The following is a 17,820-nucleotide window of genomic DNA, read 5'->3' as shown; positions in this document are numbered from 1 at the left end:
CTGGCGGGTTAAGGGGACGGGGGCGAAAGGTCAAGGGCCGCGGCGCTCGGGAGCATTGCGGCGCCCTTTTCCTCGGTGGTGCGATGAAGGAATTCCCGCTCGGTGCCGGGAACTCGCACGAATCATTTCACCTTCGAAAGCTGGCGAATGGTTAGCGAATCGGTAATGAAACGTGGCTAATGTTCGTGCAATCAAAGGTTTCGGCGCCCCGCGGCGGGTGCGTCGGCAAAGCGAGGATTGTGTCTTGAGTATCCGTTTCCCGGCCGCAATGACTGCGGCCGCCTTTCTTCTTGCGCCCATTTCCGCCCTTGCAGGCGACGGCGAGCACTTCTGGTCCGGCGACTGGTATCTGAAGGTGGGGGCCGCCGGCTTCGCCGCGCCGCGCTACGAGGGCGCCAAGGGCCATCTGTTCCAGGTCACGCCGCTGATCTCGCTCGGCAAGGCCGGCAGCACGGTGCGCTTCTCCTCGCGCAACGACAATCCCTCCTTCGCGCTGATCGACAACGGCGCTTTCCGCGCAGGGGCGACCGGCAAGCTGGTGATGCCGCGCGACGAGGATGACAGCGCCGACCTCAAGGGCCTGACGCCGGTGAAGCTGGGCGGCGAACTCGGTGCGTTCGCGGAAGCCTATCCGACGGACTGGCTGCGCGTGCGCGGCGAGGTGCGCCATGGCATCCGCAGCCACCACGGCATCGTGGCGGATGTGGCGGCCGACGCCTTCGTCGATATCACGCCGGACGTGCGCCTGTCCGCCGGTCCGCGCCTTACCGTCGCGTCGAACGACTATATGGACGCCTATTACCGGGTGAAGCCGAGCCAGGTCGCGGCCTCCGGCCTTGCCGCCTACGATCCGGGCGGCGGCATCCAGTCGGTCGGCGCGGGCGCGGCGATCACCTGGCAGGTCAACGAGAAGATCGAGACCAGCGCCTTCGCCGAGTACAAGCGCCTCATGGGCCCGGCGGCGGATTCGAGCCTCGTCAAACAGCGCGGCGAGCGCGATCAATTCCTGATCGGCGTTGCAGCCACCTACCGCTTCGATTTCACGCTGCGCTGAATCCCATCTGCGGCCATGCGCCGGCTTGACCGGGGCGTGGCCGCTTGCGATCTAGGTGCATGATCAGCACCTCCTCCGATTCCGGCCGCGTTTCCGACGCGCCTTCCGACAACTGGGTCTATCGCGTCCTGCCGCGCGGGGCCTGGCCCTATGCGCAGCTTGCCCGCTGGGACCGGCCGATCGGCTGGCAGCTCCTGATGTGGCCCTGCTTCTGGTCGGCGGCGCTGGCGGCCAATGTCGCGGCGGCGGCCGGCAGCTTCGACTGGTTGCGGTTCCTCGCGCATCTCTTGCTGTTCTTCATCGGCTCGGTCGCCATGCGCGGTGCGGGCTGCACCTATAACGACCTCGTCGACCACGATATCGACCAGGCGGTCGCCCGCACCCGCTCGCGCCCGCTGCCGTCCGGCCGCGTCACGCGCCGCCAGGCGAAGGTCTTCATCGTGCTGCAGGCGCTTGTCGGCCTCGTCGTCCTCCTGCAGTTCAATCTCTTCTCCATCGGGCTCGGCGTGGCCTCGCTGCTGATCGTCGCGGTCTATCCCTTCGCCAAGCGCTTCACCGACTGGCCGCAATTCTTCCTCGGCATGGCCTTCTCCTGGGGCGCGCTGATGGGCTGGGCGGCGGTCTTCGGCGCGCTGTCGCTGGCGCCCGTCGCGCTCTATATCGCCGCGATCGCCTGGACGATCGGCTACGACACGATCTATGCCCACCAGGACAAGGAGGACGACGCGCTGATCGGCGTGCGCTCCACCGCCCGCCTCTTCGGCGAGAAGACCCGGCAATGGCTCGTCGGCCTCTACGGCCTGACGGTGGCGCTCATCGCGCTGTCCTTCTGGCTGGCCGGCGTCGGCATCATCGGCTGGCTCGGCCTTGCGGCCGCCGCTTTGATGCTCGCCTGGCAGATCCGGTCGCTCGATATAGACGATCCGGTGCAGTGCCTTGCGCTGTTCAAATTCAACCACGTCGTCGGCTTTGCCATCTTCCTCGCGCTGGCGGTCGCCATCCCCTTCGCCTGAGCCGGACGCGGAAAAGCCGGCCGCAGGGAACGGCCGGCTTTCCGGAGGTCAAATCGTCATCGCAGGCTCAACGGCGGGCGATGATCTCCCGGCCGTCGATCTTCATCTGGACGCCGAGCTTGCCGGTCGTGCGGCGCACGAGGAAGCGGGGGCGGCGATCCGCGAAGTAGGAATGGCGGCGGCGCGGTTTCGCGGGGCGGCTGCCGACCGTCAGGTTGTCGTCGAGCGGGCGGGCGACGCCGTCGGCTTCCACCATCAGCATGGGAATGCGGTAGGCCTCGGCCCAGCTGCGCCAGTCGGCGGCGATGTCGCAGAGATCGTGCGCCACCAGAAGCGGGATGCAAAGGTCCGGGTCGTCGTGGTGCAGCTCGAGCGTGACGGTCACGTCGCCGTCGCCATGGTCGATGGCGCGGGCGGCGACGCCCTTGAAGGCGCGGGCCGGCAGTGCGATGGACAGCGGCAGGCCGCTGGAGGGAAGCACCTTGCGCAGCACGGCGCCGCGCTCGTCGAGGGTAATCGTGGCGTCGGTTCCCTCGGTGCGCAGCTCGAAGGTCACCTGCTGCGGGAAGCGCTTGGGATCGAGCCGGAGCGTGCTGCCGGCCCAGGCCGGCTTGGAAACGGTATTCAGCATGTCTTTCGCCCTTGTTTTCCTTGAGAGCCGGTGTCCGGTCTTCTCATCGGGACTTTGCGTCCTCTGAGGGGGAGAATAGGCGCGCCCCCTTCCATGCCGCTTAAAAATCGCGGTTAAGAAAACTTTGCAGTTCCTGATGGTTAGCAAAACCGCACGGGTCAGGGTTTAGGAGAGGTGAACGCAGGCCGGCGCATTCGAGCCATGGCCCGACAGGCCGGGACAAGCCTCGCGGGCGACAATGGCGCCGATCGGCCCCTGCGCGCGCGGCCGGTGACTGGAAGGAACGGTTTCCCGATGCTGTCGACCTATACGAGCTACAACCTCATCGCGAAGGACATGCTGAAGTCGCTGAACCGCACCGCGGCCGAGGCGACCAATGCGCGCGATGCCGATTACTACAGGGAGAATATCGGCAAGGTTTCCTCGGTCGACGAATTCCTCGACGACTACCGGCTCTATTCCTATGCCATGAAAGCCTATGGCCTGGAGGAGATGACCTATGCGAAGGCCTTCATGCGCCAGGTGCTGGACAGCGACCTGACGGATGCCAACAGCTTCGCCAACAAGCTGACGGACACGCGCTATCGCGATTTCGCCAGCGCCTTCAGCTTCACGCCCTCGACCGCGACGGCGCAGACCGAAACGCAGCTCGATTCCATCATCGGCCTCTATTCCGCCACCGCCGCCAATGCCGGCGCGGCGCTCAAGGAGGAGACCCGCTATTACAATGTCGTCATCGACACGGTGACGAGTGCCGACCAGCTCATCAACAACGACCGCCTGCGCAACTACGTGTTCACCGCCTTCGGCATCGATCCGAACACCTATTCGCGGGAGGTGGTGCGCGGGGTCCTCGGCAGCGATCCCGACGATCCGGCCAGCTACTTCAGCACCGAGTTCGGCGCCCGCGAGACGGATGCCGTGGCGGCGATCCAGGCTGCGAACAGCGAGCTGTCGACCCTTCCTTCCAACGATGCCAACAAGGCGCGGATCGCCGAGCTCAAGGCGGAAATCAGCCGGCAGAGCGCCATCATCGTCACGGCCGAGAAATATCGCGCGCTGGCGGAAGCCTACAATTTCGCCAGCGACGGGACGGCGACGGCCGGCACCGTGCAGGACGCGGACCAGAAGGCGGCCACGAACCAGCTCTACACGCTCTCCAATCCGCGCGTGACCTCCGAGGCGGCGCTGATCAACAAGGACTATTTCGAAAGCCGCATCGGCAGCGTGACGACGGCGAGCGAGCTCGTCAACGACCCGCGCCTGCTGAACTACATCAAGGTCGCTTTCGACCTCAACAAGGCGTCCGTCGTCAGCTCCACGATCGCCAATATCCTGACGAGCGACCCCGACCCGGACAACGCGACCAGCTACATCAACCTGTTCGGCGGTGCCGACAAGGCCAAATACGTCGCGCTGCGCGCCGCCTTCAACTTCCAGGAGGACGGCACGCTCGCCGCCGGCCAGACCGCGCAGACGGCGGCGCAGACCGCCACCGCCACGAACGCCTACATGATCCATTACAACGACAAGGACGACGAGGCCGACGCGACCGCCATCAAGCAGTTCAAGAGCCAGATCGGCGCGGTGAAGACCGTGAAGGACTTCGTCGGCGAAGCCTCCATCTATAACTTTGCGTTGAAGGCCTTCGGCATCGATCCGGCGAAGGTTTCCGCCTTTACCATCAAGAAGGTGATGCAAAGCGACCTCAACGATCCCAAAAGTTATGTGTACCAGCTCAAGGACGATCGTTTCGTCCAGCTCGCCAAGGCGTTCAATTTCGGTTCGGACGGCAATATCACCGCGCCGAAGCTGGCACAGTCGGAAGCCGAGATCCTCGTCATGTCCCGCGCCTATGTGACGGTGAAATCCCGTTTCGGAACGGAGGATGACAAGAAGAAGGCGGAGGAGGAGGCCAAATATTACTCCACGCAGATGCAGAAGGTGGAGTCCGTCGAGGATTTCCTTGCCGACGACCGCCTCGTCTCCTTCGTGCTGACGGCGAACGGCATCGATCCGGAAAGCGTCGACGCCACCTTCATGCAGAAGATATTCACTTCCGACCTCGACGACCCGAAGAGTTTCGCGAACCAGCAGGCGGATCGCGCCTATCGCAAGATCGTCGCCTCCTTCAACTTCAATGCCGAGGGCAAGGTCACGCAGCCGGACGACGCGGAGATCCAGTCGCGCCGCGGCATCTACGAGACGATCGACAGCCATGTGCAGCAGATGCTTGAGGAAGAGGCCGGCGACGACAATGCCGGTGTGCGCCTCGCGCTCTATTTCCAGCGCAAGGCCGAGACGATCACCAGCCCCTACGACATCCTCGCCGACGATGCGCTGTTCGAGGTCTTCAAGGTGATCTACCAGCTGCCCGACGAGATCGGCAGCGCCGATATCGATGCGCAGGCGGAGATGATCAAGCGCCATCTCGAGCTCAAGGACCTGCAGGACCCCGAAGCGGTTTCGAAGATGATCGTCAAGTTCTCGGTCCTCTACGACCTCGACAACCAGACGAATACCGATCCCGCCCTTTCGGTGCTGACCAGCTCCGGCTCCTCCGGCATCAGCGCCGACCTCATGATGTCGCTGGCGCAGCTGCGCCCGGGCGGCTCCTGATCAGCCAGCCACGACCTTGCCGGGATTCATGATGCCGGCGGGGTCGAAGGCGTGCTTGACCCTTTGCATCAGGTCCATCTCGATCGGCTCGCGCACGGCGGCAAGCTCGTCGCGCTTCAACTGGCCGATGCCGTGCTCGGCGGAAATCGAGCCGTGGTATTTCAGCACGATGCCGTGGACGAGATGGTTGATCTCGCGCCAGCGATCCAGGAAGGCCTGCTTGTCCGCGCCCACGGGCTGGGAAATGTTGTAGTGGATGTTGCCGTCGCCCATATGGCCGAAGGAGCAGATGCGCGCGCCGGGGATCGCCGCCATCACGGCCGCGTCCGCCTCGGCCATGAAATCCGGGATGGAGGAGACCGGCACGGAGACGTCGTGCTTGATCGAGCCGCCCTCGGGCTTCTGCGCCGGCGACATGCTCTCGCGCATGTGCCACAGGGCCTTGCGCTGTTCCCCGCTTGAAGCGATGACGGCGTTCTCCACCAGCCCCGCCTCGATGCCCTCGGCCAGCAGCGCCTCCATCATGCGCGTCGCCGTCTCGGCGGCGTCGGAGGTGGAGATGTCGATCAGCACGTACCAGTCGTGCCGCGTCGCGAGCGGATCGCGCACGCCGGGAATGTGCCGCGTGGTGAAATCGACGCCGAGGCGCGGCATCAGCTCGAAGCCGGTGAGCGCCGTGCCGCAGCGGCTGGAGGCGCGCTCGAAGAGGGCGAGCGCGTCCTTCACCGATTTCAGGCCGGCAAAGGCGACCTCGTGGCCGAGCGGGCGGGGGAAGAGCTTCAGCACCGCGCCGGTGATGACGCCGAGCGTGCCCTCCGCGCCGATGAAGAGGTCGCGCAGGTCGTAGCCGGTATTGTCCTTCTTCAGCCGGCGAAGGCCGTTCCAGACCTCGCCGGTCGGCAGCACGACCTCGAGGCCAAGGCAGAGGTGACGCATGTTGCCATAGGCGAGCACGGCGGTGCCGCCGGCATTGGTGGAGAGATTGCCGCCGATCTGGCAGGAACCCTCCGAGCCGAGCGACAGGGGGAAGAGCCGGTCGACGGCCTCGGCCGCCTTGTGAATCTCCGCCAGCACGCAGCCGCCGTCCGCGACGATCACGTTGCCGACCGGATCGACGTCGCGGATGCGGTTGAGGCGGGAGAGGGAGAGCACGATATCCGCCGCGCCCTCGCGGGGCACGCTGCCGCCGACATGGCCGGTATTGCCGCCCTGCGGCACGATGGCGGTGCGCGTCTCGGTGGCGAGCGCGAGGATCGCCGAGACTTCCTGCACCGAGCCCGGCCGCAGCACCAGCGGCGATGTGCCGTGATAGAGCCCGCGGCTTTCGACGAGATAGGGAGCGATGTCCCTGTCGTCGGAGAGCGCATAGCCGGCGCCGGTGATGTCCGCGAAGCGGGCGATGAGATCGGGGGAGAGCTTTGCCTGGACCATCTTGTTTCTCTCAGCTTCTCGGGGCGGCGGCGCGCTGCAGGCGGTCGTTGATCGCTTCGCCGAGGCCGGTCGCCGGGATCGGCGAGAAGGCGATGGAGCGTGCGCCCACGGCATCGGCCTTCTTCATGTAGCCGAAGAGGTTGGTGGCGGCTTCGGCAAGGTCGCCTTCGGGGCTGAGGTCGAGCACCAGCGCGGCTTCGGCCTCGCCGGGAAGCGCCTTGCCGCCGAAACGGATGAGCACTTCGCCGGGTTTCACGTCGCTCGCGTCGAGCCGCACCGGCGCATCGGGGGCATAGTGCGAGGCGAGCATGCCGGGGGCCACGATCGTCGCGCCAGCCTTGTCGTTGCGCGTGACGGGGCGGCCGATGACGCGCTCGATCTCGGCGGCGTCGAGCCCGCCGGGCCGCAGCAGCCGGATCGTCTCGCCCTCGACCTTGAGGATGGTGGATTCGAGGCCGACTTTCGCCGCGCCGCCGTCGAGCACCAGTTCCAGCCGGTCGCCGAAATCGTCGGCGACGTGGCGGGCGGTGGTCGGGCTGATGCGGCCGGAGGTGTTGGCGCTCGGGGCGGCGAGCGGCCGGTCGAAGGCGGCGAGCAGGCGGCTGGCGATGCCGGTCGGTACGCGGATGCCGACGGTGTCGAGCCCGGCGCGGGCCAGCGGATGGATGGGGCTTTCGGGGCGGACGGGCACGACCAGCGTCAGCGGGCCGGGCCAGAAGGCTTCGGCGAGGCGGCGCGACAGCGAGTCGAAGATCGCATGCCGCTCCGCCATGGCGAGATCCGCCATGTGGCAGATCAGCGGGTTGAAGCGCGGGCGGCCCTTCATTTCATAGATGCGGGTGATCGCCTGCGGATTGGTGGCGTCGGCGGCAAGGCCGTAGACGGTCTCCGTCGGAATGGCGACGGGAACGCCCCGCCCGAGGGTTTCCACGGCGCGCGCCAGCGCCGTCTCCGCATCCGTCCGCGTGTCAACGATATCCGCCATGTCGTCCTTCCGTCGCTTTCGGCTTCCTTTACAGGGCTTTGGCCGGCAATGCCAAGGCCGAAGCGCTTGGCTAAAATTCGAGCGACCGGATTAGAGCGGTCGAAAGAGCCGCCTGTTATGGAAGGCTGAGAATTCCCGCAGGCAGGTTCCCGTCCCATGGCTCAGAAGAAATCCTCGACGACCGATATCACGCTCAGGATCGCAGCGGCGATGAAGCAGATGGGCATCGACGGCCTGCCGCGCAATTACGAGCTGGTCTACGAGGCCTATGCGGGCAGCAATCCGGACCTCGTGCGCGATTTCATCGCGCTTGGCAAGTACAAGACCCAGGCGGCGCTCGACGAGCTCGGCCGCAAGTACCTGCCGCACCAGCACGAGGCGAGCGTGCTGCAGCGCTCGGCGGGCGCGATCAGCAACGAGATGAGCAATTTCATGGACCTGCTCAGCCAGGAACGGTCCTCGCTCAACGACTATGGCCGCCTGATCGGCGAGGCCTCGCAGGTCATCCGCAATGCCGGTGGCCTTGGCGAGGGCGCGCTCGGCAGCTCGCTCGAAGCCCTGCAGCGGGCGACGGAACTGCGCGTCAGCCACACGGCGGAAATGGCGGAGAAGGTCGCCGCGCAATCGGTCGTGATGGACGGCATCCAGAAGGAGATGGCGGAATTCGAGGCGATGAAATTCGTCGATCCGCCGACGAAGCTCGGCAACCGCCGCGCCTTCAACAAGGCGCTCGCCCGCGTCTATGCCAATCCGGAGCTACCCATGCTCTGCGGCGTGGCGATCGCCGAGGTCGATGCCGAGCGCCGCTTCACGTCCGGCCAGATCGAGGCGCTTTCGGACCATCTCGTGACCTTCTACGGCGGGCTCATCCGCCAGGCCTTCCCGGCAAGCGACCTTGCCGTGCGCTTCGACGGCCTGCGCTTCGGCTTCCTCTTCCAGACGGCGGACGAGGGCGAGGCGACGCGGCTCGTCGATCTCCTGCGCGCGGCCTTCCAGACCGTGGCGCTGCGCGATCCGCGCACCGGGCGCAATCTCGGCAACCTCACGCTGTCGACGGGGCTTTGCATGTCGGACCGGGCGGAAAGCGCGCTCGACCTGACATCCGCCTGCGAGCGGGCGCTTGCCGAGGCGAAGGCGGCGGGCGGCGACCAGACGGTCGTCTATGGCCGCGGCGACGAGGTGCCGGCCGGCAAGGAATGGATGCTCTACCGGGCGTCGTGAATGGACTATAGCGTCTGGATGACCTTGCGCAGCGCCTCGTCGCGCGCGCCGAGCATCAGCACGTTCTTCATCGCCAGCTTCGGATCGTCCGTGCGGAAGATCACGCCGTTGCCGCGCACCGTGCGGTCGATCGTGAGGCGGCCTTCCTCCTCGGTCGGGGCGATGGCGACGGCGAAATACATGCGGCCGGGCTTGCGCGATATGCCGGCGAAGAACTGGTCCTCGTCGCCGATCTCGGCCAGGAAATTGGCCATGTAGAAGGCCCATTGTACGTTTTCGAACTCCGCGAAGCGGCTGTTGGCGACGGTAATGTGGCAATAGCCGAGATGCGGCGTCCCGGCCAGCGTGCGGTGGAAGACCAGCTTGGGAAAGCGGATCGACCGGTGGAAGCCGTTGATGCGCTCGTGGGTGATGTCGCCGGCGCGCTCCAGCTTGCGGCCGGTGCGCTCGGCCACTTCCTGGTAGCTGAGATAACGCTTCTCGCTCGGGCTCCAGGCGATGCTCCGGTCGATGCGGCCGGTGCGCAGGAACTCCGTGTGCACGGCGGATCGGGGCGGATTGGCCCGCTTGAAGGCGACGGCGTCGTAGTACCGGAATTTCGTCTGCTGCACGCCTCGGGCACTCCATCCACGCGTCCTGTCCGGCAAAAGTTTATGGAAACGTCGTTAAGTATTTGTTTCAACCCGCGACGTCGCAAACCCGTAAGGAATATGGTCGCAATATGACAAGGGTTGTCGCTCCGGTGCCGACGGGTCGAAAGAGCGGGAAGAGCCCCCGGATTTGAAGCCTATCCATATGAGATATCAGGTGAAATAGAGGCCGCAGGTATCGATCTCCATGGTTGTGGCCTGTCGTCAAATCAAGAGGCCGTGTCGTTTTCCGGCATGCCGTTCGGACGTAGTTGCGCTTAGATAGGTCTACTCAAGGCGTCACCCTCGGCAGAGGGCGCGAAAATTGGGAAGCCGGTTGAATTCCGGCGCTGCCCCCGCAACGGTGTTGGAGGCGTGGAGAGGCCGACGGAGGAGGAACCCGGAAGGCGCCACGACAGTCCCGAAAGGACGCTCCTCAGCCCGGAAACCAGCCTGGAGGAACGATCGTGACGGCTGCGGCGGGCGGCCGGGAAGCGTGCAGTTCCGGGCCTGGCACCCGGGGGCCGTCTCCTTCCGTACGCCTCGGCGAATTTGGATATCTGAGGATCCCGGCATGGACATTCGCAGCGACGTGCTCCGCAAGCTCAAGAACCGGCGCGAAGGCTACAGCCTCGAGCAGGCCTTCTACACCGACCCCGATTACTACAAGCTCGACCTGGAGACGATCTGGTACCGCGACTGGCTGTTCGTCGGCCACGATTGCGAGATCCCGAAGGCCGGCAACTATTTCACCGTGCAGGTCGGCGACTATCCCGTCGTCATCACCCGCGACCGCGCGGGCACCGTGCGCGCGCTGCACAATGCCTGCCGCCATCGCGGCTCGCGCGTCTGCTCGCAGCACAGGGGCAGCGCCGCCAAGCTCGTCTGTCCCTATCACCAGTGGACCTACGAACTCGACGGTTCGCTGCTCTTCGCCCGCCACATGGACGAGAATTTCGACAAGAGCGAGCATGGCCTCAAGCCGGTCCATTGCCAGACGGTCGGCGGCTACATCTTCATCTGTCTCGCCGAGGAAGCGCCGGACTTCGCGCCCTTCGTCTCGCTCGTCGAGCCCTATATCGCCCGCCATCGTCTCGGCGAGACGAAGATCGCCTTCGAAAGCACCATCGTCGAGAAGGGCAACTGGAAGCTCGTCTGGGAGAACAACCGCGAGTGCTACCACTGCGCGGCCAACCATCCCGAGCTCTGCCGCACCTATCCGGAAGCGCCGAGCGCGACCGGCGTGCAGGGCGCGCAGGACGATCCGGAAATCTCCGGCCACTGGGCCAAGTGCGAGGCCGCCGGCCTGCCGAGCCAGTTCCGCATGTCGCCGACCGGCCAGTTCCGCGCCGCGCGCATGCCGCTCATCCAGGATGCCGAGAGCTACACCATGTCCGGCGCCCGCGCCGTGCAGCGCCCGCTTTCCAGCGACGTTCTGGAAAGCCATATCGGCGCACTGCTGCTCTTCCACTATCCGACGACGTGGAACCACGTTCTGGCCGACCACGCCATCACCTTCCGCGTGCTGCCGCTCGGTCCCGAACTGACCCAGGTCACGACCAAGTGGCTGGTCAACAAGGATGCGGTGGAAGGCGTCGACTACCGTCTCGACGAGCTCACCCATGTCTGGACCGAGACCAACGACCAGGACCGCCGGATCGTCGAGGAAAACGCCTTCGGCATCCGTTCCCCGGCCTACGAGCCCGGCCCGTACTCGCCCGTCGACGAAGGCGGCGTCATGCAGTTCGTCGAATGGTATTCGAACTTCATGGTCGACCGGCTCGACGGCTCGAAGCAGACGCTCTCGCGGGTAGCATGACATGAGTGCCAGCCACTTCCGCCACTTCGACGAACTCCATCCGTGGAACGACCGGCAGAACCTGCTGGAATGCATCGCAGCCACGGTGGAGACGGCGGACGTGATGACATTCACCTTCCGCTCCGATCGCGACAACTGGTTCCGGTATCTGCCGGGCCAGTTCGTCACGCTCGAACTGCCGGTCTCGGAAGACGAGCCGGTAATGCGGACCTATACGCTGTCCTCGACGCCCTCCCGCCCCTATGCCGTCTCCGTGACGGTGAAGGCGCAGAAGAACTCGATCGGCACGCGCTGGATGTTCGACAATCTGCGCCCCGGCGTGAAGCTGAAGGCCTTCGGGCCGCTCGGCGACTTCTCCTTCGTGCGCCATCCGGGCGAGAAATACCTCTTCATCTCCGCCGGCTCCGGCATCACGCCGATGATGTCGATGACGCGCTGGATGGCCGATTGCGCGCCGCAGTCCGACGTCGCCTTCGTCACCTGCGCCCGCAAGCCGGAGGATCTCCTGTTCAAGGGGGAGCTCGAATATATCGCCGCGCATATGCCGCAGCTCTCGCTCGGCTTCGTCGTCGAGGGACATAACCCGCGCGACGGCTGGCATGGGCTGCGCGGCCGCATCGATGCGGCGCGGCTGACGCTGATGGCGCCCGATTTCCGCGAGCGCACCATCTTCTGCTGCGGGCCGGAGCCCTTCATGCGCGGCGTTCGCGACATGCTGAAGGTCTGCGGCTTCGACATGGAGCGCTACCACGAGGAGAGCTTCCAGCCGGCCGCCGCGCCCGCCCCGGAAGAGATCGCCATCCGCGCCGGCGCCGGCGAGGCGGAGGTGGATGCCGACGCGGTCGCCACCATCACCTTCACCATGGCCGGCAAGGAAGCCAAATGCCCGCCCGGCCAGACCATCCTGCAGACGGCCCGCGCGGCGGGCGTGCGCATCGGCGCGGCCTGCGAGGGCGGCCTGTGCGGCACCTGCCGCGTCATGAAGGTCTCGGGCGAAGTCGACATGCGCCACAATGGCGGCATTCTCGATGACGAGATCGAGGAAGGCTACATCCTCGCCTGCTGCTCGCGGCCCATCGGGGACGTCTCCATCGAGGCGTGAGGCCGCGCTTCCTCTTCCATCGGCGTGGTCATGCCGTGCGGATGGATGCTCGGGTCGAGCCCGAGCATGTCGAAGGAGACGTGACAGGGCGTCGTTAAGCAAGAAGGCCGCGGAGCAACCCGCGGCCTTTTTCGTTATGAAGACGCTCTCTTGCGGTGAGCCTCACCCTACCCACTGCCGTCATCCTCGGGCTTGATCCGAGAATCCTCGCCACGAGCGAGGCCATGCCGTGGGGATGCATGGTCGGGTCAAACCCGACCATGACGGAGGGGAGGACGCGTCCTCCCTTCCGCAACGAAGCGTGTCAGTCCGCCTTGGCCCGGCGCGCCGGGAAGAGGATGACGTCGCGGATCGACGGGGCGTTGGTCAGGAGCATGATCAGGCGGTCGACGCCGATGCCGAGGCCGCCGGCGGGCGGCATGCCCTGGTCGATGGCGTCGAGGAACTCGTCATCGAGCTGCTTGGCCTTCTCGCCACGGGCATGGGCCTGCTCGAGCTGCTCGACCATGCGGGCGCGCTGCTCTTCCGGATCGTTCAGCTCGGAGAAGGCATTGCCGAGTTCCCAGGTGTTGCAATAGGTCTCGAAACGCTCGACGAGGCGCGGCTCGCCCGGCACTTCCTTGGCGAAGGGCGAGATGTCCTTCGGGAAATGCGTGACGTGGCTCGGCTGGATCAGTGTCGGCTCGACCTTCTCCTCGAAGATGAAGGCAAGGCATTCGCCCCAGGTCCAGTCCTTCTCGATCTCGAAGCCGGCGGCCTTGGCGGCGGCGCGGGCTTCCTCGTCCGTCTTGATGGCGAGGAAGTCGATGCCGGTTACTTCCTTGACCGCATCGGGCATCGGCACGCGCTTGAACGGGCCCTTGAAGGAGATTTCCTTGTCGCCATAGGCGAATTTGGTCGAGCCGTGGATCTTCACTGCCAGCTCGGCGAAAAGGCGTTCCACGAGGTCCATGATGTCCTCGTAGTCGGCATAGGCCCAGTAGCACTCCATCATCGTGAATTCGGGATTGTGCCGGGTCGACACGCCCTCGTTACGGAAGTTGCGGTTGATCTCGAACACCTTGTCGGTGAGGCCGGAGACCAGCGTGCGCTTGAGGAACAGTTCCGGCGCGATGCGCAGGAACATGTCCAGCTTCAGCGTGTTGTGGTGCGTCTTGAAGGGCTCGGCCGTCGCGCCGCCATAGACCGAATGCAGCATGGGCGTCTCGACTTCCATGAAGCCGTCGTTCTCCATGAAGCGGCGGATGCCGGAGACGATCTTCGAGCGCTGCTGGAAGCGGAGCTTGGACTCCTCGTTGCTCATGATATCGAGGTGGCGCTTGCGATAGCGGATCTCGATGTCGGCAATGCCATTCCACTTCTCCGGCATGGGAAGAAGCGACTTCGTCAGCATGACGATCTCATGGGCATTGATCGTCAGCTCGCCGCGCTTGGTGCGGCGCACCGCGCCGGTCACGCCGATGATGTCGCCGAGGTCGATCATCGGCAGCAGGTTGCGGGCCTCCTCCGGCGTCGTGTCCTTGTGGCTGAAGATCTGGATCTTGCCCGAGGCGTCATGGATATCCATGAACATGCCGGAATTGCGCGAGGAATAGACGCGGCCGGCGACGGTCACGATGTCGCCGCTCTCCGTGTCGAGCTCCAGGCCCTCGTACTTTTCCGCAAGCTCCGCATTGGTCATCGTGCGGTGGAAATGCGCCGGATAGACGTCGCCGATCGTTTCGCGCAGCTGGGCGAGCTTCTGGCGGCGGACTTCCGTCGGATCGGAGGAGAGGGCGGTTTCTGTCTTGTCGTTCATTCTTGTTCGTTCCTTACTTTCCGCTGCCGACCATGGAGGCCACGACCTGCGCGGCGACCTTCAGGCGCTGGCGCACGACGGAGCGGCCGAGGATGGCCATCGAGTCGAAGAGCGGCAGCGAGCGCGACGAGCCGGAGACGGCGACGAAGAGCGGAGCCACCACGACCTTGAGCTTCTTGCCGAGCCGGTCGGCGCTGGCGCGCAGTTCCGCCTCGATGCTCTCGACGGTCCATTCCGGCATCTTTTCGAGGTCCGGCTGCACCTGGTTCAGCACTTCCAGAATCTCTTCCGGCGTCGACTTCACCTTGGCGAAGGCTTCCGGCGTCAGGCCGAGGTCCGACTTCAGCAGGAAGCCGGCAAGGTCCGGCAGCTCGCCGAGCTTGGAGATGCGCGACTGCGACAGCTTCAGGCCGTCGCGGATGCGGTTGTTCTCCATCGCCCATTCCAGCACGCGCTGCATGAAGTCTTCTTCGGTAAGCTGCTCGCGCAGCCACCGGCCGTTCAGCCAGTCGAGCTTCTGGATGTCGAAGATCGCGCCGGCCTTGGAAAGGTTCTCCGGGTCGAACTTCTCGGCGAGCTGATCCATGGTCAGCAGTTCTTCGCCTTCGGATATCTGGATGAAGAACAGGCCGAGGAAGTTCATCAGCGCTTCCGGCAGGTAGCCGAGCGCCGAATAGTAGGAGATCGAGGTCGGGTTCTTGCGTTTCGAGAGTTTCGACTTGTCGTGATTGCGCATCAGCGACAGGTGCATGAAGACCGGCGGCTCAAGGCCGAGATATTGATAGATGAGGATGTGCTTGGGCACCGAGGCGAGCCATTCCTCGCCGCGCGCCACATGGGTGATCTTCATCAGGTGGTCGTCGACCACGTTCGCCATGTGGTAGGTCGGCATGCCGTCGGCCTTCAGCAAAACCTGCATGTCGACCGCATCCCACGGAATCTCCACCGGGCCGTAGACGCCGTCGACGAATTTGCACGAGCCCTCGGTCGGGATCTTCATGCGCACGACATGCGGCTCGCCGGCGTCGACGCGCTTCGTCACTTCCTCGGCGGAAAGGTGGAGGCAAAGGCCGTCGTATTTCGGCGGCTTGCCGGCGGCGCGCTGCGCCTCGCGCATCTGCTCCAGCCGCTCGGGCGTGCAGAAACACTTGAAGCCGTGGCCGTTGGCGACGATCTTGTCGACATAGGGACGGTAGATGTCCTTGCGGTCGGACTGGCGGTAGGGACCGTAGGGGCCGCCGATATCGGGGCCTTCCGACCATTCCAGGCCACACCATTTCAGCGCGTCCAGCACCTTCTGCTCGAATTCCGGCGTCGAACGCGTGGCGTCCGTGTCCTCGATGCGCAGGATGAAGGTGCCGTTGTTCTTCTTGGCGAAGAGGTAGTTGAACAGCGCGATATAGGCGGTGCCGACATGCGGCTCGCCGGTCGGAGAGGGTGCGATGCGGACGCGAACGCCGGAAGTGCTCATGGGTTGGGCCTGTCTTGACATTTCAGGAGGGGAGAGCCCGGTTTTTCGCCGTTTCGAATGGCGGCAAAAGGCAATCCATTGGGCTGGGTGAGACCATATTCAGCCCGGCGCGTCAAGAAAAACTCGGGCCCGGCTACTGCACCGGCCAGACGTAGAGCAGCGTCGGTACGCTGACGATGACGATGAGGACGGAGAGCGGCAGGCCGACGCGCGGATAGTCGGCGAACTTGTAGCCGCCCGGGCCCATGACCAGCGTGTTGCACTGGTGGCCGACGGGGGTGAGGAAGTCGCAGCCCGCGCCGATCGCCACGGCCATCAGGAAGGCCTCGGGCCGGTAGTGCAGGGCGCCCGCGAAGCTCGCCGCGATCGGCGCCATCACCAGCACGGTTGCGGCATTGTTGAGGAAGGGCGTCACCGCCATCGCGGTCAGCAGGATGAGAGTGAGCGCGCCGAAGGGCGGCAGGTGCACGGCGATATCGCCGAGCCAGCCGGCGATGAGTTCGCTCGCGCCCGTCGTGCGCAGGCTGTCGGAAACGGGGATGAGCGCGGCGAGCATGACGAGGATCGGCCCGTCCAGCGCCGCATAGGCCTCGCGCAGCGGCACGGCGCGGAACAGCACCATGGCGACGGCGGCGGCGAAGAAGCCGGTGGCGACCGGCACGAGGCCGAGCGCGGTGGAGGCCATGGCGGCGATCAGCACCAGGACGGGGATGATCGCCTTGCGCGGCGCGCCGAGCAGGATCTCGCGCTGGGCGAGGGGGAGGAGGCCGAGTTCCGGCAGCAGCGTCGGCAGCGCCCGGTTGTTGCCCTGCACCACGATCACGTCGCCGGGGCGAAGGCGCACCTCGGAGAGCTTTTCGCGTAGGCGCTGGCCCTGCCGGCTGACGGCGAGCAGGTTGATGCCGTAGGAATGGAACAGCGCGATGGAGCGCGCGGAAATGTCGATGAGGCGGGATTCGTTGCCGACGACGACCTCGATGGCGCTGATCTCGCCGGCCTCGCCGCGCCCGGCACGGATCGGCTGGCCGGAGAGCGTCAGGCCGGCGGTGGAGACGACCTTGTCGAGGGCGCTCGCGGTGCCTTCCATGAGGATCGTGTCGTTTGCCATGAGGCGCACGTCCGGCAGGGGCGTCAGATGCACATGGCCGCGGATGATCGAGGTCGCGATGACGTCGCCGTCACCGTTGCGCAGCACCTCGTTGAGCGACTTGCCGATGGCGGGCGAGCCTTCCACCACCGTCGCGTCGGAGGAATAGGCGGCCGCTTCCAGCGATTCCTCGATGCTGGCGTTCTTGTTGGTGCGCTCGGGCACGATGCGGTTGAAGAGCAGCATGAAGAGGATGCCGCAGACCGTCAGCGTCGCGCCGACCGGCGTGAAGTCGAACATGGTGAAGCTCTCGCCGCCGATCTCCTGGCGAAGGCGCGAGACGACGATGTTGGGCGAGGTGCCGATCTGCGTCATCAGGCCGCCGAGGAGGGCGGCGAAGGCCATCGGCATCAGGAACTTCGAGGCGGGCGTGCCGGATTTGCGGGCGAACTGGAAGGCGAGCGGCATCATGATGGCGAGCGCGCCGATATTCTTGATGAAGGCCGAGAGCACCGCGACGGAGACCAGCAGCAGGGCGAGCTGGCTGCGCTTGGAGGTGAGGTTCGGGAAGAAGCGCTTGACCGCGAGGTTGACGATGCCGGAGCGGGCGACCGCCGCGCTCACCATCAGCGCGCTGCCGACGATGATGACGATATCGTCGGAAAAGCCGGAAAACGCCTTGTCGAAGGGCACGATGCCGACGGCGAGCGCCAGCAGCAGCGAACAGCAGGCGACGAGATCGTAGCGGAACCTTCCCCATATGAACGCCGCCATCATGAGCCCGATGACGACGAAGGCGGAGGTCTGCTCAAGGGTCATATGTCAGTCCGTGCGGCGGGGTGAGGCGCGGCATGAATTCCCTTGAGGCCCTGCCGGTTCCGCTGCGATCAGCGCAACCGTCCAAAACTTTCGCGGAACAATCCACCCGTCCGAAGATTTGCCAAGAGAAGGCGGGCCGTG

At 65.4% G+C, this 17,820-nt stretch carries 13 protein-coding genes and 1 riboswitch; of the genes, 6 read left to right on the top strand and 7 right to left on the bottom strand.

Annotated elements, in window-relative coordinates; translation table 11 throughout:
- The first annotated feature begins 268 nt into the window (after positions 1-268).
- Complete coding sequence (locus ACZ48C_RS12775) at positions 269-1,054, top strand: MipA/OmpV family protein (protein WP_318912451.1); 786 nt, start codon at positions 269-271, stop codon at positions 1,052-1,054.
- Positions 1,055-1,113: 59 nt separating this feature from the next.
- Positions 1,114-2,067 carry a 4-hydroxybenzoate octaprenyltransferase gene (gene ubiA, locus ACZ48C_RS12770; protein WP_464781309.1) on the top strand — a complete coding sequence of 318 codons (954 nt, stop codon included), beginning with the start codon at positions 1,114-1,116 and terminating at the stop codon, positions 2,065-2,067.
- A 67-nt stretch (positions 2,068-2,134) separates the two neighbouring features.
- Here ubiA and ACZ48C_RS12765 read toward each other — a convergent pair whose 3' ends face one another.
- The gene (locus ACZ48C_RS12765) at positions 2,135-2,698 is read right to left on the bottom strand and encodes a DUF6101 family protein (protein WP_119256584.1); all 564 of its coding nucleotides are present in this window, start codon (positions 2,696-2,698) and stop codon (positions 2,135-2,137) included.
- Between the two features lie 294 nt (positions 2,699-2,992).
- On the opposite strand from ACZ48C_RS12765, the gene ACZ48C_RS12760 reads away from it, so the two are divergent.
- On the top strand, positions 2,993-5,317 hold the full coding sequence (locus ACZ48C_RS12760; protein ID WP_318909920.1) for a DUF1217 domain-containing protein: 2,325 nt from the start codon (positions 2,993-2,995) through the stop codon (positions 5,315-5,317).
- Here the strand turns inward: ACZ48C_RS12760 and ACZ48C_RS12755 are convergent, their stop codons facing one another.
- Together ACZ48C_RS12755 and ACZ48C_RS12750 are read right to left on the bottom strand one after the other, a co-directional pair.
- The gene (locus tag ACZ48C_RS12755) at positions 5,318-6,748 is read right to left on the bottom strand and encodes an FAD-binding oxidoreductase (protein ID WP_464781308.1); all 1,431 of its coding nucleotides are present in this window, start codon (positions 6,746-6,748) and stop codon (positions 5,318-5,320) included.
- Between the two features lie 10 nt (positions 6,749-6,758).
- Entirely contained in the window at positions 6,759-7,733 is a 975-nt protein-coding gene (locus tag ACZ48C_RS12750) for an L-threonylcarbamoyladenylate synthase (protein ID WP_464781307.1), read from the bottom strand.
- Between the two features lie 156 nt (positions 7,734-7,889).
- Between ACZ48C_RS12750 and ACZ48C_RS12745 the strand changes: the two genes are divergently transcribed.
- Positions 7,890-8,954, top strand: coding sequence for a diguanylate cyclase domain-containing protein (locus ACZ48C_RS12745; protein ID WP_464781306.1), 1,065 nt, complete (start codon positions 7,890-7,892; stop codon positions 8,952-8,954).
- 5 nt (positions 8,955-8,959) lie between these two features.
- Here ACZ48C_RS12745 and ACZ48C_RS12740 read toward each other — a convergent pair whose 3' ends face one another.
- Positions 8,960-9,565, bottom strand: a complete 606-nt coding sequence (locus ACZ48C_RS12740; RefSeq protein ID WP_318909917.1) for a DUF6656 family protein — start codon at positions 9,563-9,565, stop codon at positions 8,960-8,962.
- A 296-nt stretch (positions 9,566-9,861) separates the two neighbouring features.
- Positions 9,862-10,054: riboswitch (cobalamin riboswitch) on the top strand.
- A gap of 103 nt (positions 10,055-10,157) precedes the next feature.
- Between ACZ48C_RS12740 and ACZ48C_RS12735 the strand changes: the two genes are divergently transcribed.
- Positions 10,158-11,402, top strand: a complete 1,245-nt coding sequence (locus ACZ48C_RS12735; protein WP_119256590.1) for an aromatic ring-hydroxylating oxygenase subunit alpha — start codon at positions 10,158-10,160, stop codon at positions 11,400-11,402.
- Position 11,403: 1 nt separating this feature from the next.
- Positions 11,404-12,504: an FAD-binding oxidoreductase gene (locus ACZ48C_RS12730; RefSeq protein WP_119256591.1), complete on the top strand. Its 1,101-nt coding sequence runs from the start codon at positions 11,404-11,406 to the stop codon at positions 12,502-12,504.
- 304 nt (positions 12,505-12,808) lie between these two features.
- Here the strand turns inward: ACZ48C_RS12730 and lysS are convergent, their stop codons facing one another.
- The 3 genes from lysS to ACZ48C_RS12715 form a co-directional block, all read right to left on the bottom strand.
- On the bottom strand, positions 12,809-14,302 hold the full coding sequence (lysS, locus tag ACZ48C_RS12725; protein ID WP_464781305.1) for a lysine--tRNA ligase: 1,494 nt from the start codon (positions 14,300-14,302) through the stop codon (positions 12,809-12,811).
- Between the two features lie 13 nt (positions 14,303-14,315).
- A complete protein-coding gene (gene gltX / locus ACZ48C_RS12720; protein ID WP_119256593.1) occupies positions 14,316-15,773 on the bottom strand; it encodes a glutamate--tRNA ligase in 1,458 nt (485 codons plus the stop codon).
- Positions 15,774-15,906: 133 nt separating this feature from the next.
- Complete coding sequence (locus ACZ48C_RS12715; RefSeq protein ID WP_464781304.1) at positions 15,907-17,679, bottom strand: SLC13 family permease; 1,773 nt, start codon at positions 17,677-17,679, stop codon at positions 15,907-15,909.
- Positions 17,680-17,820: the final 141 nt, after the last annotated feature.

The sequence above is a fragment of the Shinella sp. 1A1 genome (genome assembly GCF_055379515.1).
This window is presented reverse-complemented; position numbering and strand designations above follow the sequence as displayed.